Origin of the sequence: Streptomyces atriruber (assembly GCF_001418325.1) — a bacterium.
Taxonomy (GTDB): Bacteria; Actinomycetota; Actinomycetes; order Streptomycetales; family Streptomycetaceae; genus Streptomyces; species Streptomyces atriruber.
The window spans coordinates 51,845-75,640 of sequence record NZ_LIPN01000052.1 but is presented as its reverse complement, the minus strand read 5'-3'; the positions used below and the strand labels follow the sequence as shown (position 1 = coordinate 75,640).

The following is a 23,796-nucleotide window of genomic DNA, read 5'->3' as shown; positions in this document are numbered from 1 at the left end:
TCGATGGATAACCGGTTGATATTCCGGTACCCGCTGTGAAGCGTCAAACATTGAATCAGGCGATGCTAAGTCCGTGAAGCCGTCCTGGAGCCTTCGGGCAAAGGGAAGTGGTGGAGCCGACGGACCAGACTTGTAGTAGGTGAGTGATGGGGTGACGCAGGAAGGTAGTCCAGCCCGGGCGGTGGTTGTCCCGGGGTAAGGGTGTAGGGCGCTGTCTAGGTAAATCCGGACAGCTTGTGCCTGAGACCTGATGCCGAGCCGATTGTGGTGAAGTGGATGATCCTATGCTGTCGAGAAAAGCCTCTAGCGAGTTTCATGGCGGCCCGTACCCTAAACCGACTCAGGTGGTCAGGTAGAGAATACCGAGGCGTTCGGGTGAACTATGGTTAAGGAACTCGGCAAAATGCCCCCGTAACTTCGGGAGAAGGGGGGCCATCACTGGTGATCGGATTTACTCCGTGAGCTGGGGGTGGCCGCAGAGACCAGCGAGAAGCGACTGTTTACTAAAAACACAGGTCCGTGCGAAGCCGTAAGGCGATGTATACGGACTGACGCCTGCCCGGTGCTGGAACGTTAAGGGGACCGGTTAGTGCGCTTTCGGGCGTGCGAAGCTGAGAACTTAAGCGCCAGTAAACGGCGGTGGTAACTATAACCATCCTAAGGTAGCGAAATTCCTTGTCGGGTAAGTTCCGACCTGCACGAATGGCGTAACGACTTCTCGACTGTCTCAACCATAGGCCCGGTGAAATTGCACTACGAGTAAAGATGCTCGTTTCGCGCAGAAGGACGGAAAGACCCCGGGACCTTTACTACAGTTTGATATTGGTGTTCGGTTCGGCTTGTGTAGGATAGGTGGGAGACTGTGAAGCGGGCACGCCAGTGTTCGTGGAGTCAACGTTGAAATACCACTCTGGTCGTGCTGGATGTCTAACCTCGGTCCGTGATCCGGATCAGGGACAGTGTCTGATGGGTAGTTTAACTGGGGCGGTTGCCTCCCAAAGAGTAACGGAGGCGCCCAAAGGTTCCCTCAGCCTGGTTGGTAATCAGGTGTTGAGTGTAAGTGCACAAGGGAGCTTGACTGTGAGACCGACGGGTCGAGCAGGGACGAAAGTCGGGACTAGTGATCCGGCGGTGGCTTGTGGAAGCGCCGTCGCTCAACGGATAAAAGGTACCCCGGGGATAACAGGCTGATCTTCCCCAAGAGTCCATATCGACGGGATGGTTTGGCACCTCGATGTCGGCTCGTCGCATCCTGGGGCTGGAGTCGGTCCCAAGGGTTGGGCTGTTCGCCCATTAAAGCGGTACGCGAGCTGGGTTTAGAACGTCGTGAGACAGTTCGGTCCCTATCCTCTGTGCGCGTAGGAATATTGAGAAGGGCTGTCCCTAGTACGAGAGGACCGGGACGGACGAACCTCTGGTGTGCCAGTTGTCCTGCCAAGGGCATGGCTGGTTGGCTACGTTCGGAAAGGATAACCGCTGAAAGCATCTAAGCGGGAAGCCTGCTTCGAGATGAGTATTCCCACCCCCTTTGAGGGGTTAAGGCTCCCAGTAGACGACTGGGTTGATAGGCCAGATCTGGAAGCCCGGTAACGGGTGGAGGTGACTGGTACTAATAGGCCGAGGGCTTGTCCTCAGTTGCTCGCGTCCACTGTGTTGGTTCTGAAACCACGAACAACCGTCGTAGCCATGTGCCACGGCTCCGGTTGACAGTTTCATATTGTTTCGGTGGTCATAGCGTGAGGGAAACGCCCGGTTACATTCCGAACCCGGAAGCTAAGCCTCACAGCGCCGATGGTACTGCAGGGGGGACCCTGTGGGAGAGTAGGACGCCGCCGAACTCATTTTAATAAGAGCTGGTCCCTGAACTTCGGTTCAGGGACCAGCTCTTTTTTGTTTTCTGTTACTTGCCGTTCACGTTGCGCAGCCAACATCCGCGACATGGGGACAGTTGGAATGTTGCGCGCCGCCGGCATCGGTACCGGTGACGAGGTCGTCGTGCCCGCCTACGGGAACACCGAGGTGGCCGAAGCCGTGACCCTCGCGGGAGCGGTGCCCGTCTTCGCGGACATAGAGGCCACCACGTACTGCCTCGATCCCGACGCCGTCGCCGCCGTGGTCACCCCGCGGACGGCCGCCGTCGTCGTAGTGCACCGCTTCGGCAACCAGGCCGATGTGCGGCGGCTGCGGGACGTAGGGCAGCGTCACGGGCTGCTCGTCCTGGAGCAGGGCGAGTCGGAGGCTTCGTACGACGGGCTGTCGCGTCGGAGGGCGCATGCCGCGTATCTCAGTGGGCGGCTCAGCGGCGTCGTGACACCCGATGGCGGTGAGGGGCACAGCTACGAGCAGTACGTCGTGCGCGTGCCCGGGAACGGTCGGCCCGACCGGGACGCGTTCGCACGTGCCGTACGGGCCAAGGGCGTCGACTGCCATGTGCCGGTGAAGACTCCCGTGCACCGCATGCCGCAGTTCTGGCGGGACGTGCGGCTGCCCGAGACCGAACGGGCCGCGGACGAGACGCTGGCGCTGCCGGTGGGCGCCTCCATGACGCGGCGCGAACTTCAGCGCGTCGTGTCCGCGTGCAACGCGCTCGGTGGGCTTCTGCAGCCGGCCTTCTGAGCTCTACGCGGCCGTCCTGGAGTGGGACTTGAAGAACTCCCACATCAGGTCGGTCGCGTGGACGCCTGCGGTGGGGTCGGACATTCCGCCGCCCGCGCCGTTCGGCCAGGCATGGCCCATGTCGCGCAGCCGGTAGACGACCACGTCCGAGCCGTCCCGGCACTCGGCGACTGTCTTCTTGATGTGGTTCTTGAGTGTTTCGGGGCGCTCCGGGGTGCAGGACATGCGTTGCTGCCAGGTCCTGATGCCCTTGTTCATCGCGGCGAAGTACTGGTCGGCGCCGCCGAGGAACGTGATGACGGAGACCGGGGTCTTCGGTATGTAGGAAGCGTCCTCGGTATCGGCGCCGAGGTATCCGCCGCTGACCGGGGCGATGGCCGCGAAGGTGTGGGGGAGTTCGACGGCGAGCTTGTACGACATGTCGCCGCCGTTGGAGATGCCGGTCGCGTAGACCCGGTCCGGGTCGGCGTTCCATGTGCTGGTCAGTCGTTTCGTCATGGTGCGGATGAAGCCCACGTCGTCTTCGGTGCCGCAGCACAGCAAAGCGTTGAAGCCTTTGTTCAGGCCGTCGGGATAGGCGACGAGGAAGTTCTCCTCGTCCGCCTTGGTGTTGAGTCCGCTGATGGCGGCTGCGGCTCTGCCGTCGCCCGGATACGGGTGCATGGCGACGACGAGCGGGAGACTCTTGGTGCGGGAGAAGCCGGGCGGGGCATGGACGGTGTAGACGCGTTTGTGGCCCTTCCAGGAGATCGTGACCTTCTGGTCGCCCGAGCGCGGGGTCTCGGCAGCTGCCGCCTTCTTGCTGGGGGTGCGGTCCGGGGCGTTGTCCGCGTCGTCGGATCCGCATGCCGCGAGGGGCAGGAGCAACACGGTGAGGGCCACCGGACAGGCGTACTTCACATGCTTACCGGGTCGGGTCGGCATGGCCGCAGAGTGGCAGCGTCGGCGCGGGTGGTCCAGAGGAAGGGGCGGTTCGAGGCACCTTCGATTTCAGGTATGATCTATTCCGTTGCCGCGGGGAAAACCCCGAAGGACAACAGGCCCCTATAGCTCAGTCGGTAGAGCGTCTCCATGGTAAGGAGAAGGTCAGCGGTTCGATTCCGCTTGGGGGCTCAAGCAGGAAAGGCCTCCGCCCGGTTGGGCGGAGGCCTTTTTCGTGTCCGGGGCGAATCCCGAGGGTGTATGCAGGGCTTCCGGGGCACCGTCCGGATGGCGGTGCCCCGGAAGCCTCAGTCCTTCTGGAGGCCGGGGACGCGCATCGCGAGGATCGCCATGTCGTCGGACGGGGCGTCCGTGGCGAAGCGCTCCACCGCGCGCATGATGCGTGCCGCGACCGCGCCCGCCGTCAGGCCCGTGCAGGTCGTGAGGACGTCGGCGAGGCCGTCGTCGCCGAGCATGCGGGTTCCCTCGCGGCGCTCCGTGACGCCGTCGGTGACGCACAGCAGGACATCGCCCGGGTCGAGCGTCATCGTCTGCTCGTACAGTTCGAGGTCGTCCATGACGCCGAGCAGGGGCTGAGGTTCCGCGTACGGCTCGACCGTGCCGTCCTGGCGCAGGCGCAGCGGCAGCGGATGGCCGGCGCAGACGATCTTCAGGACCGCGGAGCCGTCCTCCTGGGGCCACAACTCGCCGTACAGGAGCGTCAGGAAGCGGCTGCGGGCTCCCTCGTCGAGGATCGCGGCATTGAGGCGTTCGAGGACCGCGGGGCCGCCGAAGCCCTCGCGGGCGAGCAGGCGCAGGGCGTGCCGGGCGAGGCCCGTGACGGCCGCGGCCTCCGGGCCCGTGCCGCAGACGTCGCCGATCGCGAAGCCGTACGCGCCGTCGCGGATCGGGAAGAGGTCGTAGAAGTCGCCGCCGACTTCGTTGCCCTCGCCGGCCGCGCGGTAGATGACCTCGACCTCGACGCCCGGCACCTGGGGGAGTCCCGGCGGCAGCAGACTGCGCTGGAGGGACTGGCTGATTGCCATGCGCTCGGAGTAGAGACGGGCGTTGTCGAGCGCCAGGGCGGCTCGGCGGGAGAGATCTTCGGCCAATTCCAGGATCTCTTGGCGGAAGTGCTCGTCGGCCGGCTTGCCGAGGGTGAGCATCCCGATGACGCGGTTGCGGGCGACCAGCGGGAGGACCACGGTCTCGCCGCCGACCGCCGATGCGGTGGAGAGCGTCGTGCCGATGCCCGAGCTGAGGTCCGGGGGTTCGCCCAGGCCCAGGCTGCGCATGGAGGTGCGCAGGGCGTCCTCGTGGGCGGCTTCGGAAGGGGCGGCCCAGACGCGGGCGCCCGGGGTGGGCACCGGATCCGGCGGCGCGATCTTGGAGAGGAGGGCCTTGAGGCCGTCGATGCGCTCCTCGTCCTCGTGCAGGACGTACGAGAGATAGGGCTCGGCGGACTGGTCGGCGATCGTGTAGACGGCGCACCAGGTGGCGAGCGTCGGGACCGTCATCTGGGCCATGAGGGCCAGCGTCTGGTCGCGGTCGAGGGTACCCGCGAGGAGGTCGGAGGCCTCGACGAGGAAGGAGAGCGAGCCGCGGCGGAGCCTTTCCAGCTCGCCGAGGCGGGCGGATTCCACGGCCAGGGCGATGCGGTCGGCGGCGAACTGGAGACGCAGGGCCTCCTCGTTCGAGTACCGCCCGGAGGCCTCGGCGGCGACTCCCAGGGAGCCCGTGAGGCGGCCCTCCACCTTCAGGGGGACCGTGACGACGGAGCGCATGCCGGTGCCGGAGAGCAGCGGGACCGCGCCCGGCACCACCGTGAGGTCCTCGTGGACGGCCGGCATGCGGGCGGAGCCGTAGCGCCCCGGGGCCGACTCGACCTGGACGCGGGCGAAGCGCTGGCGGGCCGACGGCAGGCCCGTGGAGGCGCGCACTTCGAGCTCGGTCTCGTCGTCCGTGGCCAGGAGCAGGAACGCCGCGTCGCCGTCGAGCATGTCGCGGGCGCGCTCGACGGTGCGCTGGAGCAGGCCGTCGAGGTCGTCGGGGGCGGGGGAGCCGATGAACACCTCGAAGGGGTCCGCGGCGTGCGGCTCGCTGAGGGAGCCGGGTTCGGGGGCCGTGCCGCGCAGCGGGGTCTGGAGCACGGCGCGCTCCTCGTCGCGCACGAGGAGGCAGACCGTGGACGGTTCGCCGTCGGCGTCGCGGACGCGCAGGTGCGAGGCGTACACGGGGATCACGCGGCCGTGGGCGTTGCGGACGCCGTAACTCCCCTCCCAGCGGGAGAGCTGGAGGGCCTCGGCGATGCCGGTGCTGGTGCCCGGCGTGTGGGGCCAGGCCGCCAGGTCGTTGAGGGGCTTGCCCATGACCTGCTCGGCGCCGTACCCGAAGAGTTCCTCGGCGTCTTCGTTCCAGGCGGAGATGGCGCCCAGGCGGTCGATCTGGATGACGGCGACGCGGACCCTGCCGTCGGCGATGGGCAGGAGGTCGGCCGGGAGCGAGGGGCCCGCGGCGCGGGTACCGACGGAGCGCTGCGGCAGGTCGAGCTGGAACCAGACCTGTTTGTGCGTGGGGGTGTAGTCGACGCCCCAGCGGGTGGCGAGCGCGGCGCAGAGCTGGAGGCCGCGGCCGCCCTCGCGGTCGGGGCTGCCCATGTTCACGGAGGACTGCTGGAGCGGGATCTCCCGTTCCGGATACCGGTCGGAGACCTGGATGCGGACGGCGTCCTCGCTGCGCAGGCACTCGACGTCGGCGGCCGTGCCTGCGTGCACCACGGCGTTGGTGACCAGCTCGCTGGTGAGGACCACGGCATCGTCGATGACGTCGGAGAACCCCCACCCCTGGAGGGTGTCGCGCACGAAGGAGCGGGCCGTCGCGACGGAACGCCCGACGGGGTCGAAGGTGGCAGCCGCACGCGCGGTGATCACAGCACTCCTCGTACGAGTATCGACAGTGTCGACTGTATCGACGCCCAGTTCTCCCGAACCCATGGTGCGGCCGCCCCTCCGATGCCCGCTTGTTTCGTGTACCACCGCCCAGGCCGGGCAGGACCGGGGTGGTTGGACAGCCGGATGCAAGGTTACTTACCTTCGCCGTCCATGCTGATGCCGGTCGTCAGTGTTTCCGCCCGGAGGGTGTGCGGACGGTGTGCGAAGCTGCCGAACTGTTATGGCCTGGTTCGGCCATGGTGAAACACTGGGCAAGCTTCATGGAGACAGGGCAGAACAACCCGAGCAGTACCGGTCGACCCTTGCGGGAGGGACACAGTGGAGTCTGGCGCAGCGACGCGGGGCACTAAGACGCGCGCGAAAGACGGACAGTCCCTGAACAAACAGCGCAAACCGCGCAACGGGACGACGGCGTCCGTGGATGCGGCGGCTCTGAACAGGCTCCTGGCGGCCTTGGTGGCGATGCGGGACGGCAATTTCCGCAAGCGGCTCACGGTCTCCGGCGACGACGTCATGTCGGAGATCGCCGCCGTATTCAATGAGGTCGCCGACCGGAATCTGCATCTGACGGGTGAGCTGTCTCGGGTGCGGCGGATGGTCGGACGTGAGGGAAAACTCACGGAGCGGCTGGAGGGCGGCGCGAGCGAGGGCTCGTGGGCGGCCGCGATCGACGCGTCGAACGCGCTGGTCGACGATCTCGTACGTCCGGTCTCCGAGGTCGGCCGGGTCCTTTCCGCGGTGGCGGACGGCGACCTGGAGCAGCGCATGGAGCTGCGGGCGCCGGGGGCCGACGGGAACGGTCATCCGCTGCGCGGCGAGTTCCTGAAGGTCGGGCGGACGGTCAACAACCTCGTCGACCAGCTCTCCACCTTCACGGACGAGGTCACGCGCGTGGCCAGCGAGGTCGGCACCGAGGGCAAGCTCGGCGGGCAGGCCAGGGTGCGCGGCATGTCCGGTTCGTGGAAGGACCTCACGGACTCCGTGAACACCATGGCGTACCGCCTGACCGCACAGGTGCGGGACATCGCGCTGGTGACGACGGCCGTGGCCAAGGGCGACCTGTCGCGGAAGGTCACCGTCCATGTCGCCGGCGAGATGCTGGAGTTGAAGAACACCGTCAACACGATGGTGGACCAGCTCTCGTCGTTCTCGTCCGAGGTGACGCGCGTCGCCCGGGAGGTCGGCACGGAGGGCGAGCTCGGTGGCCAGGCGCAGGTGCCGGGTGTGGCGGGCGTGTGGAAGGACCTCACCGATTCGGTGAACCTCATGGCAGGCAACCTCACCGCCCAGGTGCGCGGCATCGCCGAGGTCACGACGGCGGTCGCGAACGGTGACCTGTCCAGGAAGGTGACGGTGAGCGCGCGCGGCGAGGTCGCCCAGCTCGCCGAGACCATCAACCAGATGACCGAGACGCTGCGTACGTTCGCGGACGAGGTCACCCGGGTGGCGAACGAGGTCGGTGCCGAGGGGCAGCTGGGCGGTCAGGCGAACGTGCCGGGTGCCGCCGGGACGTGGAAGGACCTGACGGACTCGGTCAACACGGTCTTCCGGAACCTCACCACGCAGGTGCGGGACATCGCGACGGTGACGACGGCGGTGGCGAACGGCGATCTGTCGCAGAAGGTCACGGTCGATGTCGCGGGCGAGATGCTCGAGCTGAAGAACACCGTGAACACGATGGTGGACCAGCTGTCGGCCTTCGGTTCCGAAGTGACGCGTGTGGCGCGGGAGATCGGTGTCGAGGGTGAGCTCGGCGGCCAGGCGCAGGTGCAGGGCGCGGCCGGTACGTGGAAGGACCTCACCGACTCGGTGAACACCGCCTTCCGCAACCTCACCGGGCAGGTCAGGAACATCGCCCAGGTGACGACGGCGGTGGCGAACGGCGACCTGTCGCAGAAGGTCACCGTGGACGTCTCCGGCGAGATGCTCCAGCTGAAGAACACCGTGAACACGATGGTGGACCAGCTGTCGTCGTTCGCCGACCAGGTCACGCGGATGGCGCGCGACGTGGGTACGGAGGGGCGCCTCGGCGGTCAGGCCCGCGTGGACGGCGTGAGCGGTACGTGGAAGGACCTGACGGACTCCGTCAACTTCATGGCGGGGAACCTGACGTCGCAGGTGCGTCAGATCGCGCAGGTGACGACTGCGGTGGCGCGCGGTGACCTGTCCCAGAAGATCGAGGTCGACGCGCGCGGCGAGATCCTGGAGCTGAAGAACACCATCAACACGATGGTCGACCAGCTCTCCGCGTTCGCGGACCAGGTGACCCGGGTCGCCCGCGAGGTGGGCACCGAGGGGCGCCTCGGCGGGCAGGCGCAGGTGCCCGGTGTGGCCGGTGTGTGGCGCGATCTGACGGACTCCGTGAACGGCATGGCCGGGAACCTCACCGCGCAGGTCCGCAACATCGCGCAGGTCGCGACGGCGGTGGCCCGCGGTGACCTGTCCCAGAAGATCGACGTGGACGCGCGCGGCGAGATCCTGGAGCTGAAGAACACCCTGAACACGATGGTGGACCAGCTGTCCGCCTTCGCCGAGCAGGTCACCCGGGTCTCCCGCGAGGTGGGCACGGACGGCATCCTCGGCGGTCAGGCCGAGGTCCAGGGCGTCTCGGGCACCTGGAAGGACCTCACCCAGTCCGTGAACGGCATGGCGAACAACCTCACCCTGCAGGTGCGGAACATCGCCGAGGTCACGACGGCCGTCGCCATGGGCGACCTCTCCAAGAAGATCACCGTCGACGCGAAGGGCGAGATCCTCGAACTCGTCACGACCGTCAACACGATGGTCGACCAGCTGTCGTCCTTCGCCGAGCAGGTGACGCGGGTGGCCCGCGAGGTGGGCACCGAGGGCCAGCTGGGCGGCCAGGCGCGCGTGCCGGGCGTCACGGGCATCTGGAAGGACCTGAGCGACAACGTCAACCTGATGGCCAACAACCTGACCAGCCAGGTTCGGAACATCTCCCAGGTCTCGGCTGCGGTCGCCAACGGCGACCTCACCAAGAAGGTCACGGTCGAGGCGCGCGGCGAGGTCGCGCAGCTCGCCGACACGGTCAACACCATGGTGACGACGCTGAGTTCGTTCGCCGACGAGGTCACGCGGGTGGCCCGCGAGGTGGGCACGGACGGCATCCTGGGCGGCCAGGCGCGCGTGCCGGGGGTCTCCGGTACGTGGAAGGACCTCACCGAGTCCGTGAACTCGATGGCGTCCAACCTGACCGGCCAGGTCCGCAACATCGCGATGGTGACCACCGCGATCGCCAAGGGCGATCTGACCAAGAAGATCGACATCGACGCCCGGGGCGAGATCCTGGAGCTCAAGACCACGATCAACACCATGGTCGACCAGCTGTCGTCGTTCGCCGAGCAGGTGACGCGGGTGGCCCGCGAGGTGGGCACCGAGGGCCAGCTGGGCGGTCAGGCGCGGGTGCGGGACGTCGACGGCACGTGGCGCGACCTCACCGAGTCCGTGAACGAGATGGCGGGGAACCTGACCCGTCAGGTGCGCGCCATCGCGAAGGTCGCCACCGCGGTGACCCGGGGCGACCTCAACCTGAAGATCGAGGTCGACGCGGCCGGCGAGATCCAGGTCCTCCAGGACAACATCAACACCATGATCGCGAACCTGCGCGACACCACCCTCGCCAACAAGGAACAGGACTGGCTCAAGGGCAACCTCGCGCGGATCTCCGGCCTGATGCAGGGCCGCCGCGATCTGGACGACGTCGCCTCGCTGATCATGAGCGAGCTGACGCCGGTGGTCTCCGCGCAGCACGGCGCGTTCTTCCTGGCGATGCCCACGGACGACGGGCAGGATCTCGGGGGCGATCACGAGGACGCGTACGAGCTGCGCATGCTCGGTAGTTACGGCTACTCGATGGGGTCGATGCCGACGTCCTTCCGGCCCGGCGAGACGCTCATCGGGACGGCCGCGAAGGAGCGGCGCACCATCCTCGTGGAGAACGCGCCCTCCGGTTACCTGCGGATCGCGTCCGGTCTCGGGGAGGCGCCGCCCGCGCAGGTCATCGTGCTTCCCGTGCTCTTCGAGGGGACCGTGCTCGGGGTGATCGAGCTGGCCGCCTTCCAGCCCTTCACGCAGATCCAGAAGGACTTCCTCAGCCAGATCGCCGAGATGATCGCGACGAGCGTCAACACCATCAGCGTCAACACCAAGACCGAGGTGCTGCTCAAGCAGTCGCAGGAGCTGACCGAGCAGCTGCGGGAGCGCTCGGCCGAGTTGGAGAACCGGCAGAAGGCCCTTCAGGACTCGAACGCCGAGCTGGAGGACAAGGCCGAGCTGCTGGCCCAGCAGAACCGTGACATCGAGGTCAAGAACACCGAGATCGAAGAGGCCAGGCAGGTCCTGGAGGAGCGGGCCGAGCAGCTCGCGGTCTCGATGCGCTACAAGTCCGAGTTCCTCGCGAACATGTCGCACGAGCTGCGTACGCCGCTCAACTCCCTCTTGATCCTGGCCAAGTTGCTCGCCGACAACGCCGACGCGAACCTCACCCCCAAGCAGGTCGAGTTCGCCGAGACGATCCACGGCGCGGGCTCGGACCTGCTGCAGCTCATCAACGACATCCTCGACCTGTCGAAGGTCGAGGCGGGCAAGATGGACGTCTCCCCGACGCGCATCGCCCTGGTCCAACTCGTTGACTACGTAGAGGCCACTTTCCGGCCGCTGACCGCGGAGAAGGGACTCGACTTCTCCGTACGTGTGTCCCCGGAGCTGCCCGCGACGCTGCACACGGACGAGCAGCGCCTGCTGCAGGTGCTGCGCAACCTGCTGTCGAACGCGGTGAAGTTCACCGACTCCGGAGCGGTCGAGCTGGTGATCCGGCACGCCAACAACGACGTGCCCAACGCGATCCGCGAGCAGCTCCTGGAGGCGGGTTCGCTGCGCGACGCCGACGCCGACCTGATCGCCTTCTCGGTGACGGACACCGGCATCGGCATCGCCGCCAGCAAGATGCGCGTCATCTTCGAGGCGTTCAAGCAGGCGGACGGCACGACCAGCAGGAAGTACGGCGGCACCGGCCTCGGCCTCTCCATCAGCCGGGAGATCGCGCGACTGCTCGGCGGTGAGATCCATGCGCAGAGCGAGCCGGGACGCGGCTCCACGTTCACGCTCTATTTGCCGCTGCACCCGAGCGAACTGCCGCCCCAGGGCTATGCGCAGCTGGCGCCCTCGCCCCAGCCGCGCGAACTGCCCGCCCTGGAGGAGGCTCCCGCCGCCGAGGGCACCGCACAGCCGGAGGCCGCTCCGGCGCGCCGCGAGGAGCCGCTGGGGACCTCGTCGCTCTTCCGCAGGCGGCGCCGTTCCGCGCCCCCGCAGGAGCCCTCGGCGCTGCCGGGCCAGCCGGTGGGCGGAGCCCAGGAGGAGCAGCGGGCGCAGGAGCCGTGGCCGTCCACGGGCCAGGAGACACCGGCCGCGGCGCGGCCCGGTTTCCACTTCGGCGGCGAGAAGGTGCTGATCGTCGACGACGACATCCGCAACGTCTTCGCACTCACCAGCGTCCTGGAACAGCACGGTCTGGCGGTGCTGTACGCGGAGAACGGCCGTGAAGGCATTGAAGTGCTGGAACAGCACGACGATGTGACGGTTGTTCTGATGGACATCATGATGCCCGAGATGGACGGGTACGCGACGACGACGGCGATCCGCAGGATGCCGCAGTTCGCCGGGCTCCCGATCATCGCGCTCACCGCGAAGGCGATGAAGGGCGACCGGGAGAAGGCGATCGACTCCGGAGCTTCCGATTACGTTACGAAGCCGGTCGACCCGGATCACCTGTTGTCGGTCATGGAGCAGTGGATGCGCGCACAGTGACCGAGAACCGGCTTCGTCACACGGAGTTGCTGACAGAGTGTGGCGGAGGTCGTGTAGAACCGCGGTATTCGGGGAACCTTCTGGTCTCCCACCGCGTTTCTGCTACGTGCACAGTGACATCGCGGTGACAGGGTGTGGCGACAGGCGGGGTGCGGCTACCATGACCGGCACAAGGACGGGCGGCGCAAGGGAGTCGTCCTCTGGGGCGGCGCCCGGTGTTTCGCCGGGGCGAGGAGGGCGGGCCATGGTGCAGAAGGCCAAGATCCTCCTGGTCGATGACCGGCCGGAGAATCTGCTGGCGCTGGAGGCCATCCTCTCTGCGCTCGATCAGACACTGGTGCGGGCATCGTCCGGGGAGGAAGCGCTCAAAGCACTACTCACGGACGACTTCGCAGTCATTCTGCTGGACGTCCAGATGCCAGGAATGGACGGTTTCGAAACCGCGGCGCACATCAAGCGGCGGGAGCGGACCCGGGACATCCCGATCATCTTCCTCACCGCCATCAACCACGGGCCGCACCACACCTTCCGCGGGTACGCCGCGGGCGCTGTGGACTACATCTCGAAGCCTTTCGACCCGTGGGTGCTGCGCGCGAAGGTCTCGGTGTTCGTCGAGCTGTACATGAAGAACTGCCAACTGCGGGAGCAGGCGGCGCTGCTGCGGCTCCAGCTGGAGGGCGGCGGCAAGGCCGCTGCCGGTGACGCGAAGGAGCCCGCGGGGCTGCTCGCCGAGCTGTCGGCGCGGCTCGCCGCGGTCGAGGAGCAGGCCGAGGCGCTGTCCAAGCAGCTGGACGACGAGTCGGCGGACGCGGCGGCGGTGGCCACCGCCGCCCATCTCGAACGCAAACTCACCGGTCTGCGACGGGCTCTTGACGCGCTGGAGCCGGGCACCGGCACCGGCGCCCCTTCGGTTCCCTCGCAGAACTGACGCGGCGCGAAGCCTCACTGGCGAGGTTTCGTGCCGCGGGCACCCGGTGAATCACCGTCAGTTCTCCGCCTCCGCAGAGGCGACACGAACGGGTGAAGCAGTGGGCACACGTGTCCGCAGTGGCCCGCACCGGTAACCTCACACCCATGGCCTCACGTCAGTCCGCAGCCAAGAAGACGCCCGCGAAGAAGGCGGCCGCGCCGACGAAGGCTCCGGCGAAGAAGGCCGCTGCCAGACCGCCCGCGAAGAAGACCGCGGCAAAGAAGGCGCCCGCGAAGAAGGCACCGGCCAAGAAGGCCGCTGCCAAGAAGCCCGCGCCCAAGCCGGCGCCCAGCCCCACAGGGGGCGTGTACCGGCTCGTGCGCGCCGTCTGGCTGGGCCTGGCGCACGGGGTCGGCGCGATGTTCCGCGGCATAGGGCGGGGCGCCAAGGGCCTCGACCCGGCCCACCGCAAGGACGGTCTCGCGCTCCTGCTGCTCGGCATCGCGCTGATCGTCGCGGCGGGCACCTGGTCGAATCTGCGCGGCCCGGTCGGCGACCTCGTCGAGGTCCTGGTGACCGGCGCGTTCGGCCGTCTCGACCTGCTGGTGCCGCTGCTGCTGGGCGCCATCGCCGTACGCCTCATCCGGCACCCGGAGAAGCCCGAGGCGAACGGCCGCATCGTGATCGGCCTGTCCGCCCTCGTCATCGGCATCCTCGGTCAGGTCCACGTCGCCTGCGGTTCACCGGCGCGCAGCGACGGCATGCAGGCGATAAGGGACGCCGGCGGCCTGATCGGCTGGGGCGCCTCCACACCCCTGATCTTCACCATGGGCGAGATCCTCGCGGTGCCGCTCCTGGTGCTCCTCACCGTCTTCGGGCTGCTCGTCGTCACGGCGACGCCCGTCAACGCCATCCCGCAGCGGCTGCGGCTGCTCGGGGTCAAGCTCGGCGTGATCCAGCCGGAGCCCGAGGCGCACGAATTCACGGACGACGACGAGCGCTACGACGAGCAGTGGCGCGAGGCGCTGCCCGCACGCCCCGCGCGCAGGCGCAGCGCCGCCCCCGACGCGTACGACCCGGACCTGGCCGAGGAAGAGGCGCTCACCAAGCGCCGCAGGCCGCGCAGGGCCCCCGTACAGCCGGACATGGACCGGCCGATGGACGCCGTGGACGTGGCGGCCGCCGCGGCCGCGGCCCTGGACGGCGCCGTGATGCACGGCATGCCTCCCTCGCCGCTGGTCGCCGATCTGACGCAGGGCGTCTCCGGGGAGCGGGAGGAGCGCGGACAGCGCGAGGAGCGGGAGCACAGCGCGCCTGTACCGCCCGCGCGCGCCACGGACGCGCCGGTGCCCGGCAAGCTCAAGAAGAAGCCGCAGACGCCCGGTGGCGGCTCCGACGGCCCCGTGCCGGACCTCACCAAGTCCGCGCCCGAGACCCACCGGGAGCTGCCGCCGCGCGCCGAGCAGCTCCAGCTCTCCGGGGACATCACCTACTCGCTGCCCTCGCTCGACCTCTTGGAGCGCGGCGGCCCCGGCAAGACCCGCAGCGCGGCGAACGACGCGGTCGTGGACTCGCTGACGAACGTGTTCACCGAGTTCAAGGTCGACGCGGCCGTCACCGGCTTCACGCGCGGTCCGACGGTCACGCGCTACGAGATCGAGCTCGGCCCCGCCGTGAAGGTCGAGAAGATCACGGCCCTGGCCAAGAACATCGCGTACGCGGTCGCGTCCCCGGACGTCCGGATCATCTCCCCCATCCCCGGCAAGTCCGCGGTCGGCATCGAGATCCCGAACACCGACCGTGAGATGGTCAACGTGGGAGACGTGCTGCGGCTGGCCGACGCGGCCGAGGACGACCACCCCATGCTCGTCGCGCTCGGCAAGGACGTCGAGGGCGGCTACGTGATGGCCAACATGGCGAAGATGCCGCACATCCTGGTGGCCGGAGCCACCGGATCCGGCAAGTCGTCCTGCATCAACTGCCTGATCACGTCGATCATGATAAGAGCGACGCCCGAGGACGTACGGATGGTCCTGGTGGACCCCAAGCGCGTCGAGCTCACCGCGTACGAGGGCATTCCGCACCTGATCACGCCGATCATCACCAACCCCAAGCGGGCCGCCGAGGCGCTCCAGTGGGTCGTCCGCGAGATGGACCTGCGCTACGACGACCTCGCGGCGTTCGGGTACCGCCACATCGACGACTTCAACCAGGCCGTGCGCGAGGGCAAGCTCAAGACGCCCGAGGGCAGCGAGCGCGAGCTCAAGGCCTACCCGTACCTGCTCGTGATCGTCGACGAGCTCGCCGACCTCATGATGGTCGCCCCGCGCGACGTCGAGGACTCGATCGTGCGCATCACGCAGCTGGCGCGCGCGGCCGGCATCCACCTCGTGCTTGCCACCCAGCGCCCCTCCGTGGACGTCGTCACCGGCCTGATCAAGGCGAACGTGCCCTCCCGGCTCGCCTTCGCGACCTCCTCGCTCGCCGACAGCCGCGTCATCCTCGACCAGCCGGGTGCGGAGAAGCTCATCGGCAAGGGCGACGGACTGTTCCTGCCGATGGGTGCGAACAAGCCCACTCGTATGCAGGGCGCCTTCGTCACCGAGGACGAGATCCACGCGGTCGTCCAGCACTGCAAGGACCAGATGGCGCCCGTCTTCAGGGACGACGTCACCGTCGGGACCAAGCAGAAGAAGGAGATCGACGAGGACATCGGCGATGACCTGGATCTGCTGTGCCAGGCCGCTGAGCTGGTGGTTTCCACACAGTTCGGGTCCACGTCCATGCTGCAGCGCAAGCTGCGCGTCGGCTTCGCCAAGGCCGGCAGACTCATGGACCTGATGGAATCGCGTTCCATCGTGGGGCCCAGCGAGGGCTCCAAGGCACGTGACGTTCTTGTGAAACCTGATGAGCTGGACGGAGTGCTCGCGGTGATCCGCGGGGAGGCTCACCCGGAAGGGTGAGCGAGGCTCACCCGTAAGGGAAGGGCAGGCAACCGTTTCTCTTCGGCATACGTCAAGTTGAGGGAGAGAAGAGCACGATGTCCCACCATCAGGATGTCCGGCCATTCTGATGGCGTACAAAGTCCGTCCGCCCGGTTGCCCCACCCTTTCAAGACCCCCCTAAACTGAACCTCCGGCAGGTGGCTACACGCTCGAAAGGCGCCCCCGTGTCCATCGGTAACTCCCCTGAAGACGACCGACCTTCGGACGACCGCCTCGACCGCACCGACCGCGTCACGGACGAGAGTCCGGCAGACGAGAGCCGGGCGGCCGACCGCCCGGCCGAGGAACGGCCCTCGATCGGCCGCGTCCTGCAGCAGGCCCGCATCGACGCAGGTCTGACCGTCGACGAAGTGAGCACGTCCACCCGAGTGCGCGTCCCGATCGTGCACGCGATCGAACAGGACGACTTCTCCCGATGCGGCGGCGATGTGTACGCACGCGGCCACATCAGGACGCTGGCCCGCGCCGTCGGCCTCGACCCGACCCCACTGGTCGCCCAGTACGACGAGGGCCACGGCGGCCATCCGCCCGCGCCCACACCGGCCGCGCCCCTCTTCGAGGCCGAGCGCATCCGCTCCGAACCGCGTCGTCCGAACTGGACCGCGGCCATGGTCGCCGCGATCGTCGCGGTGATCGGCTTCGTCGGCTTCACCGCGTTCAACGGCGGCGACGACAGCGACGACGGCTCCAAGTCGGTCGCCGAAGGCTCCACCCCGGCTCCCACCAAGTCCGCCGAGAAGCCGAAGCCCACCAAGCCCGCCGACCCCAAGCCCGACCCCTCGGACAGTGCCATCGCCGGGGTCCCGCGCGACAAGGTCACGGTCAAGGTCCAGGCCGCGGACGGCCGCAGCTGGATCTCGGCGAAGGACCACAGCGGGCGCACGCTCTTCGACGGCGTTCTCGAGCAGGGCCAGGACAAGACGTTCCAGGACAAGCAGAAGGTCGACCTCGTCCTCGGCGATGCCGGAGCGATCGAGCTGTATGTGAACGGCAAGCAGGTCGAGAACGAATTCGAGCCCGGCCAAGTGGAGCGCCTCACCTACACGAAGGGCGACCCCGAGGTCGGCTGACAGCCCTCCCTTGCGCCGCTGACCAGCGGTTCCGTACGAGGCGCGGTGACTGCTGGATGACGGGTCGGCGGCCCTGGGCCGACCGCCGGGTAACCCTGGCGGCCGGGGCCCGGGCGCGGACGAAGTAGTCTTGAGACCATGCCCGAACGCCGCACCGTCGCCCTTGTCACCCTTGGCTGCGCCCGTAACGAGGTGGACTCGGAGGAGCTCGCAGGCCGCTTGGAGGCGGACGGCTGGCAGCTCGTCGAGGACGCCGAGGACGCGGACGTCGCCGTCGTCAACACCTGTGGCTTCGTCGAAGCCGCCAAGAAGGACTCCGTCGACGCCCTCCTCGAAGCCAATGACCTGAAGGGTCACGGCAAGACCCAGGCCGTCGTCGCGGTCGGCTGCATGGCCGAGCGGTACGGCAAGGAGCTCGCCGACGCCCTGCCCGAGGCCGACGGCGTGCTCGGGTTCGACGACTACGCCGACATCTCCGGCCGTCTGCAGACGATCCTCAGCGGCGGCAGCGTCGAGGCCCACACCCCGCGCGACCGGCGCAAGCTGCTGCCGATCAGCCCCGCGGAGCGCCAGGACGCCCAGGCCGCCGTCGCCCTTCCGGGCCACGGCCCCGCCGAGCCCGCCCCGGCCCCCCAGGACCTTCCCGAGGGGGTCGCGCCCGCGTCCGGGCCGCGCGCCCCGCTGCGCCGCCGCCTCGGCACCAACCCCGTGGCCTCGGTGAAGCTGGCCTCCGGCTGCGACCGGCGCTGCTCGTTCTGCGCCATCCCCTCCTTCCGCGGCTCCTTCATCTCGCGCCGCCCCTCCGACGTCCTCGGTGAGACCCGCTGGCTCGCCGAGCAGGGCGTCAAGGAGGTCATGCTCGTCTCGGAGAACAACACTTCGTACGGCAAGGACCTGGGCGACATCCGGCTCCTGGAGACGCTCCTGCCCGAGCTGGCCGCCGTCGACGGCATCGAGCGCGTGCGCGTCAGCTATCTGCAGCCCGCCGAGATGCGGCCCGGCCTCATCGACGTCCTCACGTCGACCGAGAAGGTCGCCCCGTACTTCGACCTGTCCTTCCAGCACTCCGCTCCCGGCGTCCTGCGCGCCATGCGGCGCTTCGGGGACACCGACCGCTTCCTGGAGCTCCTGGACACCATCCGGTCCAAGGCGCCGCAGGCCGGCGTGCGGTCCAACTTCATCGTGGGCTTCCCCGGCGAGAGCGAGGCGGACCTCGCGGAGCTGGAGCGCTTCCTGACGGGCGCGCGCCTCGACGCCATCGGCGTCTTCGGATACTCCGACGAGGAGGGCACCGAAGCGGCGACGTACGAGGAGAAGCTCGACCAGGACGTCGTCGACGAGCGGCTCGCGCACATCGCGCGGCTCGCCGAGGAGCTCACCTCGCAGCGCGCCGACGAGCGGCTCGGCGAGACCGTCGAGGTCCTCGTCGAATCCCTCGACGAGGAGGAGGGCCCGCTCGGCAGGGCCGCGCACCAGGCCCCCGAGACCGACGGCCAGATCCGCCTGACGGGCGCCACGGGTGGGGACGGCCTGCAGGTCGGCCGTATGGTCGTGGCAAAGGTCGTCGGCACGGAGGGCGTGGACTTGGTGGCCGAGTGTCTCGAGGAGGTCCGCAGATGACAGGAGTCCCGGCACCCGCGGGCGGCTCCGGCGCTCAGGGCGCTTCGAGCGCCAAGCCGGTGCGCGGCGGGAAGCTGGGCGCCGCGGCGGTCAATCAGGCCAGCCTGTGGAACGTCGCGAACCTGCTGACCATGGTCCGGCTGCTGCTCGTGCCCGGCTTCGTGATGCTGCTGCTCGGCAACGGCGGGTACGACCCGGCCTGGCGCTCGTTCGCCTGGGCCGCCTTCGCCGTGGCCATGATCACCGATCTCTTCGACGGACACCTGGCGCGCACGTACAACCTGGTCACGGACTTCGGGAAGATCGCCGACCCCATCGCCGACAAGGCGATCATGGGGGCGGCGCTGATCTGTCTGTCCTGGCTCGGCGATCTGCCCTGGTGGGTGACCGGAGTGATCCTCGGGCGCGAGCTCGGGATCACGCTGCTGCGGTTCTGGGTGATCCGTTACGGCGTCATTCCGGCCAGCCGCGGCGGAAAGATGAAGACGCTGGCGCAGGGCACGGCCGTCGGGATGTACGTTCTCGCGCTGACCGGGCCGCTCGCGACCCTGCGCTTCTGGGTGATGGCGGTCGCCGTCGTGCTGACGGTGGTGACCGGGCTGGACTACGTGAAGCAGGCCGTCGTGCTGCGCAGGCAGGGCATGGCCGAGGCGCGTGCGGAAGCCGCGGAGTCCGCGCGGGAGGCCGCGAAGTGACGTCCCCCGGGCTCCCGGCCGCCGAGGTGCAGGCGAGCGCTCTCGTGCGGCTCCTGGCCGCGCGCGGGGAGACGCTCGCCGTCGCCGAGTCGCTGACCGGGGGGCTGGTGGCCGCGGGGATCACGTCGGTGCCGGGGGCCTCGAAGGTCTTCCGGGGGTCCGTGACCGCGTACGCCACCGAGCTGAAGCGGGACGTGCTCGGCGTCGACGGCACTCTGCTGGACCAGCGCGGGGCCGTGGATCCCGAGGTCGCGCGGCAGATGGCGGACGGTGCGCGCCGGGTTCTCGGCGCGGACTGGGGGATCGCGACCACCGGGGTCGCCGGGCCCGAACCGCAGGACGGCCGGCCGGTCGGGACCGTGTACGTGGCGGTTGCGGGACCGGACGGCGCGGTCACGGGGCCGAATATCGCCGCCCCGGTGTCCGATTTCGAAAGCATGCGCGGTTACGCCGATGGCGGAGCCCGTGGGAAAGTGGCCGCCCTGCGGTTGAACGGCGACCGTTCGGAAATCCGTATGGAGAGTGTACGGAGCGTGCTCACGTTGCTTCACGAGCAGCTGACCGGAGAACGTTCCGGGAATGGGCGGGCACAGGATACGGAACAGAACGGGGGGAATTGATGTTTGCAGCCCTGAGTGAACACGACATCGCTCCCCGCACGGCCGCCGCGCGAGGCGGTACGGTGGGGCGTGAAGGATGCGGCTACGCGGTCCGAGGAGGGAGCCACCGATGATTCTGCTCCGTCGCCTGCTTGGTGACGTGCTGCGTCGGCAGCGCCAGCGCCAGGGCCGTACTCTGCGCGAAGTCTCCTCGTCCGCCCGAGTCTCGCTCGGCTATCTCTCCGAGGTGGAGCGGGGGCAGAAGGAGGCTTCCTCCGAGCTGCTTTCCGCGATCTGCGACGCGCTTGACGTACGGATGTCCGAGCTCATGCGTGAAGTGAGCGATGAACTGTCGCTCGCCGAGCTGGCTGAGTCTGCAGCAGTCCCGGAGCCGGTGCGCGCACCGGTTCGTTCGATGCTCAATTCCGTGTCCGTGGCCGGCGTGCCACCGGAACGGGTCACGATCAAGGCACCCGCGGAGGCGGTCGACGTCGTCGCCGCGTGATGCCGAGCTGCTGCTGAGCAGCCGAGAAGTGTGTGGAAGCCCCGACCGGGTACCCGGTCGGGGCTTCTGTGTTGTCAGAGGTTGTCCGGCCATCCGCGAATCGACCTATTTGGTTAATTTATGACATGGTTGGTTGGGATTTACCTCATTCGCTCGTGTGTTGGAGGAGACAGATGTACGTCGTGAAGAGCCCGCTGTCCGATGCGGATCTGAAGACGGTCTCGGAGGCCCTGCAGGGTGCGCTCGTGGACCTGGTCGACCTGTCACTGGTGGCCAAGCAGATCCACTGGAATGTGGTCGGCCCGCGCTTCCGCTCCGTGCACCTGCAGCTCGACGAGGTCGTGGACACCGCCAGGCAGCACTCGGACACCGTTGCGGAGCGCGCCTCCACGCTCGGTGTCTCGCCCGACGGGCGCGCGGCCACGGTGTCGCAGAGCAGCGGCATCGGGAAGGTCCCCGAGGGCTGGGTCAAGGACGTGGACGCGGTCGGGACGCTCGTGGAGGCGCTCGGGGCGGTCATCACGCGGATGCGTGAGCGCGTCGAGGCGACCGGTGAGGCGGACCCGGTCAGCCAGGACATCTTCATCGGCATCACGGCCGACCTGGAGAAGCACCACTGGATGTTCCAGGCGGAGAACAGCTGACCCCTCCGGGTGTCCGCTGCCCGTGGGGCGGCGCAGGGGTTGACGTCGCCGTTCGTGCGCCGTGGTGCTCTCGGCGCTGCCGGGTGCTTCCAGCGCCGCCGGTGCGCCCTCCCAGGGAGTGAACCCCGGCGTTTAGCGTCGATCTCGCGTTGGGCGGGAGGTGGCATCTGTGGCAACCGTGAGCGGGGCGGCCGTGACATGGCGGGCCGTGCGATGGGTGCCCCTCCTGGCGCTCGGCGCCCTCTGGTGGTGGGGCGTGCTGCGGCTCGCCTTCTCGCCCGACGCGGGGGTCCTGGAAGGGGCGGTCGCGGCCGGTGGGTGGGGGCTGAGCGTGCTGCCCGTGCACTGTGTGCCCAAGGCCCGCGCGCTGGGCGAGGCGAGGGCGGCACGAGGGGCCGGTCCCGAGCGTCACGCGCGGCGGCCCGACGGGGAATTGCGGTGGCCGGGGGAGCGCACGGCCCTCGCGTGGTGGGGGAAGGCGGCCGTTTCGGCGGGGCGGGTGCGGGCCGTCAGGGTGCGGGCTACCAGGGCATGGCGACGCCGCCGTTCGGGCGGAGGATCTGGCCCGTCGTGAAGGACGCGGCGTCCGACGCGAGGTGCAGGACGGCCTGTGCGATGTCGTCCGGTTCGCCCACGCGGCCGAGCGGTGACATGCGCAGCATGGTGCGTTCGGTGTGGGCCTGCTTCTCGGTGTCGTAGCGGGTCGTCATGGGAGTACGGATCCAGCCGGGTGCGACGACGTTGACGCGGATGCCGTGCGGGCCGAGCTCCGTGGCCAGGGTCTTGGAGAGCTGGACCACGGCCGCTTTCGCCGCGCCGTAGCAGAGGAGTCCGGGGGCACCGGTGTCGACGGCGCCCGATGCCATGGTGATGATGCTGCCGCCCGAGCCCGCGTCGATCATGGTGCGTGCCGCGGCCTGGCAGACGTACAGGACGCCCTTGAAGTTGATGTTCAGGACCCGGTCGAGGTCCTCGTCGCGCGTCTCCAGGACCGGGCTGCTGTGCATCACGCCTGCTATGGCGGCCGTGATGTCGAGGCGGGGGGCGGTCGGGGTGCCGTCCGGGCCGGTGGGTGTTGCTGCCGCCGTGGCTATTGCCCGGTCGACCTGCGCGCGGTCGGTCACGTCCAAGAGGTACGTGTGGGCGGTGCCGCCTGCCTTGGCGATGAGGGCGGCGGTCTCCTGGAGCCCCTGCTCGTCGCGGTCGGCGCAGTGCACGGTGGCGCCCGCCTCCGAGAGGAGCAGGGCCGTTGCGCGGCCGATGCCGCTGGCGGCGCCGGTGATGAATGCGGTGCGTCCGGTGAGGTCGTACGCCTTGACGGGCATGACGGGACGGTACGGCGAGCTCTGACGGGGCGTCAACTGGTCTGGCGTTGTGTGCTGTTGCTAGGTGCTGTTGCTAGTGCGTGTGGGGGGGCGGTCTTGAGGTTCAGGGGGTCGGGCCCTGTTGGCAGGTGGGGCACCAGTACGTGGGGCGGCTGCGGGAGCCGTCGCCCTGCTCGGCCGCGCGGATCGAGGTGCCGCAGCGCAGGCAGGGGCGGGGTGCCCGGCCGTAGACGTAGAGGCGCTGTCCTGGGCGGTCGAGGCCTGTGGTGGTGCGGTTGGGCCGGTTCCGGTTGGCTTCCAGGAACTTCTTGGCGAGGACGGGGACGCGGGCGGCGGTCTCCTCGGTGAGCTCGCCGACGGGCAGCCAGGGCGTGACGCCCAGGGCGAAGCAGAGCTCGCTCTTGAAGATGTTGCCGATGCCCGCGAGGTTGCGCTGGTCCAGGAGGGCTTCGCCGAGGGCGCGGTCGGGCGCGGACAGGAGGTTGCCCAGCGCGCGCTCCGGGTCCCAGTCGGGGCCCAGCAGGTCGGGGCCCAGGTGGCCCACGGCCTTGTCCTCGTCGGTCGTGCGGAGCAGTTCCAGGACGGGCAGGCGGTAACCGACGGCGGTGCGCTCGGCGGTGCCGAGGATCGCCCGGATCTGGTGTCCGGGGCCGCCGCGCCAGCGCTCGCCTGGGGCGTACACCCGCCAGGAGCCGTCCATCCGTAGGTGGGAGTGGAGCGTGAGCCCGCCCTCGACGCGGGTGAGGAGGTGCTTTCCGCGCGGGGTGACGTCCAGGACGGTGCGTCCCGTGAGGTCGACCGTCGCGAGCTTGGGCACGCGGAGGTCGGAGCGCGTGAGGGTGTGCCCGGCGAGGGCGACGTGCAGGCGCCGGGCCGCCTGGTGGATGGTGTCACCTTCGGGCATGGGTCCAGGGTGGCATGGCGGGGGCGGGGAGGCCTTCGGTGGTTACCGGGGCGGGTCCGGAAGGACACGGTTGGTTTGTCTACCAGCGCGGTCGGGGGCTGCGGGACAACCAGAGGGGCGCTGAGACTGCTGGAGCACGGCCGGTGCCCGATGCTGCCGGATGTCACGGCAGGGCGCCGTCGCCGGGCTTCATACGGACATCCCC

At 68.7% G+C, this 23,796-nt stretch carries 15 protein-coding genes, 1 tRNA gene and 2 rRNA genes; 14 read left to right on the top strand and 4 right to left on the bottom strand.

The window, feature by feature from the left end:
- The 3 genes from AOK03_RS06075 to AOK03_RS06065 all read left to right on the top strand — a co-directional run.
- Positions 1-1,633: ribosomal RNA gene (locus AOK03_RS06075) — 23S ribosomal RNA — on the top strand; the annotation flags it as partial.
- A gap of 88 nt (positions 1,634-1,721) precedes the next feature.
- Positions 1,722-1,838, top strand: a 5S ribosomal RNA gene (gene rrf / locus AOK03_RS06070).
- A gap of 115 nt (positions 1,839-1,953) precedes the next feature.
- Positions 1,954-2,616 carry a DegT/DnrJ/EryC1/StrS family aminotransferase gene (locus tag AOK03_RS06065; protein ID WP_055564118.1) on the top strand — a complete coding sequence of 221 codons (663 nt, stop codon included), beginning with the start codon at positions 1,954-1,956 and terminating at the stop codon, positions 2,614-2,616.
- A gap of 3 nt (positions 2,617-2,619) precedes the next feature.
- On the opposite strand, the gene AOK03_RS06060 is transcribed toward AOK03_RS06065, so the two are convergent.
- Positions 2,620-3,540 carry an extracellular catalytic domain type 1 short-chain-length polyhydroxyalkanoate depolymerase gene (locus tag AOK03_RS06060; RefSeq protein ID WP_079074514.1) on the bottom strand — a complete coding sequence of 307 codons (921 nt, stop codon included), beginning with the start codon at positions 3,538-3,540 and terminating at the stop codon, positions 2,620-2,622.
- Positions 3,541-3,656: 116 nt separating this feature from the next.
- Here AOK03_RS06060 and AOK03_RS06055 point away from each other — a divergent pair.
- Positions 3,657-3,729: transfer RNA gene (locus tag AOK03_RS06055), tRNA-Thr, on the top strand.
- A gap of 116 nt (positions 3,730-3,845) precedes the next feature.
- Here AOK03_RS06055 and AOK03_RS06050 read toward each other — a convergent pair.
- Positions 3,846-6,467 (bottom strand): SpoIIE family protein phosphatase, encoded by a 2,622-nt coding sequence (locus AOK03_RS06050; RefSeq protein WP_055564117.1) that lies wholly within the window; start codon positions 6,465-6,467, stop codon positions 3,846-3,848.
- 339 nt (positions 6,468-6,806) lie between these two features.
- On the opposite strand from AOK03_RS06050, the gene AOK03_RS06045 reads away from it, so the two are divergent.
- The 10 genes from AOK03_RS06045 (at position 6,807) to AOK03_RS43800 (ending at position 21,936) form a co-directional block, all read left to right on the top strand.
- Positions 6,807-12,314 carry a HAMP domain-containing protein gene (locus AOK03_RS06045; protein WP_107097930.1) on the top strand — a complete coding sequence of 1,836 codons (5,508 nt, stop codon included), beginning with the start codon at positions 6,807-6,809 and terminating at the stop codon, positions 12,312-12,314.
- Positions 12,315-12,558: 244 nt separating this feature from the next.
- Complete coding sequence (locus tag AOK03_RS06040; protein WP_055564115.1) at positions 12,559-13,242, top strand: response regulator; 684 nt, start codon at positions 12,559-12,561, stop codon at positions 13,240-13,242.
- Between the two features lie 146 nt (positions 13,243-13,388).
- A complete protein-coding gene (locus tag AOK03_RS06035) occupies positions 13,389-16,187 on the top strand; it encodes a DNA translocase FtsK (protein ID WP_055564114.1) in 2,799 nt (932 codons plus the stop codon).
- Between the two features lie 206 nt (positions 16,188-16,393).
- Entirely contained in the window at positions 16,394-17,299 is a 906-nt protein-coding gene (locus tag AOK03_RS06030) for a helix-turn-helix domain-containing protein (protein ID WP_055564113.1), read from the top strand.
- A 138-nt stretch (positions 17,300-17,437) separates the two neighbouring features.
- The gene (gene rimO, locus AOK03_RS06025; protein ID WP_055564112.1) at positions 17,438-18,919 is read left to right on the top strand and encodes a 30S ribosomal protein S12 methylthiotransferase RimO; all 1,482 of its coding nucleotides are present in this window, start codon (positions 17,438-17,440) and stop codon (positions 18,917-18,919) included.
- A complete protein-coding gene (gene pgsA, locus AOK03_RS06020) occupies positions 18,916-19,614 on the top strand; it encodes a CDP-diacylglycerol--glycerol-3-phosphate 3-phosphatidyltransferase (RefSeq protein ID WP_055564111.1) in 699 nt (232 codons plus the stop codon). The genes rimO and pgsA overlap by 4 nt, the downstream gene beginning before the upstream one ends.
- On the top strand, positions 19,611-20,234 hold the full coding sequence (locus tag AOK03_RS06015; protein WP_244177501.1) for a CinA family protein: 624 nt from the start codon (positions 19,611-19,613) through the stop codon (positions 20,232-20,234). The genes pgsA and AOK03_RS06015 overlap by 4 nt, the downstream gene beginning before the upstream one ends.
- Positions 20,235-20,343: 109 nt before the next feature.
- On the top strand, positions 20,344-20,718 hold the full coding sequence (locus AOK03_RS06010; protein ID WP_055564110.1) for a helix-turn-helix domain-containing protein: 375 nt from the start codon (positions 20,344-20,346) through the stop codon (positions 20,716-20,718).
- A gap of 173 nt (positions 20,719-20,891) precedes the next feature.
- Positions 20,892-21,362: a Dps family protein gene (locus AOK03_RS06005; protein WP_055564109.1), complete on the top strand. Its 471-nt coding sequence runs from the start codon at positions 20,892-20,894 to the stop codon at positions 21,360-21,362.
- Between the two features lie 217 nt (positions 21,363-21,579).
- Positions 21,580-21,936: a hypothetical protein gene (locus tag AOK03_RS43800; RefSeq protein WP_425264356.1), complete on the top strand. Its 357-nt coding sequence runs from the start codon at positions 21,580-21,582 to the stop codon at positions 21,934-21,936.
- Here the strand turns inward: AOK03_RS43800 and AOK03_RS06000 are convergent.
- Entirely contained in the window at positions 21,884-22,687 is an 804-nt protein-coding gene (locus AOK03_RS06000) for an SDR family NAD(P)-dependent oxidoreductase (protein ID WP_055564108.1), read from the bottom strand. The genes AOK03_RS43800 and AOK03_RS06000 overlap by 53 nt on opposite strands.
- A gap of 103 nt (positions 22,688-22,790) precedes the next feature.
- Positions 22,791-23,591: an Fpg/Nei family DNA glycosylase gene (locus AOK03_RS05995; RefSeq protein WP_055564107.1), complete on the bottom strand. Its 801-nt coding sequence runs from the start codon at positions 23,589-23,591 to the stop codon at positions 22,791-22,793.
- Positions 23,592-23,796 lie beyond the last annotated feature (205 nt).

Coding starts and splice junctions, on each gene's coding strand:
- AOK03_RS06040 (WP_055564115.1), top strand. CDS start 12,559: ATGGTGCAGAAGGCCAAGATCCTCCTGGTCGATGACCGGCCGGAGAAT.
- AOK03_RS06000 (WP_055564108.1), bottom strand. CDS start 22,687: ATGCCCGTCAAGGCGTACGACCTCACCGGACGCACCGCATTCATCACC.
- pgsA (WP_055564111.1), top strand. CDS start 18,916: ATGACAGGAGTCCCGGCACCCGCGGGCGGCTCCGGCGCTCAGGGCGCT.
- AOK03_RS06010 (WP_055564110.1), top strand. CDS start 20,344: ATGATTCTGCTCCGTCGCCTGCTTGGTGACGTGCTGCGTCGGCAGCGC.
- AOK03_RS06005 (WP_055564109.1), top strand. CDS start 20,892: ATGTACGTCGTGAAGAGCCCGCTGTCCGATGCGGATCTGAAGACGGTC.
- AOK03_RS06060 (WP_079074514.1), bottom strand. CDS start 3,540: ATGCCGACCCGACCCGGTAAGCATGTGAAGTACGCCTGTCCGGTGGCC.
- AOK03_RS06065 (WP_055564118.1), top strand. CDS start 1,954: ATGTTGCGCGCCGCCGGCATCGGTACCGGTGACGAGGTCGTCGTGCCC.
- AOK03_RS06035 (WP_055564114.1), top strand. CDS start 13,389: ATGGCCTCACGTCAGTCCGCAGCCAAGAAGACGCCCGCGAAGAAGGCG.
- rimO (WP_055564112.1), top strand. CDS start 17,438: ATGCCCGAACGCCGCACCGTCGCCCTTGTCACCCTTGGCTGCGCCCGT.
- AOK03_RS05995 (WP_055564107.1), bottom strand. CDS start 23,591: ATGCCCGAAGGTGACACCATCCACCAGGCGGCCCGGCGCCTGCACGTC.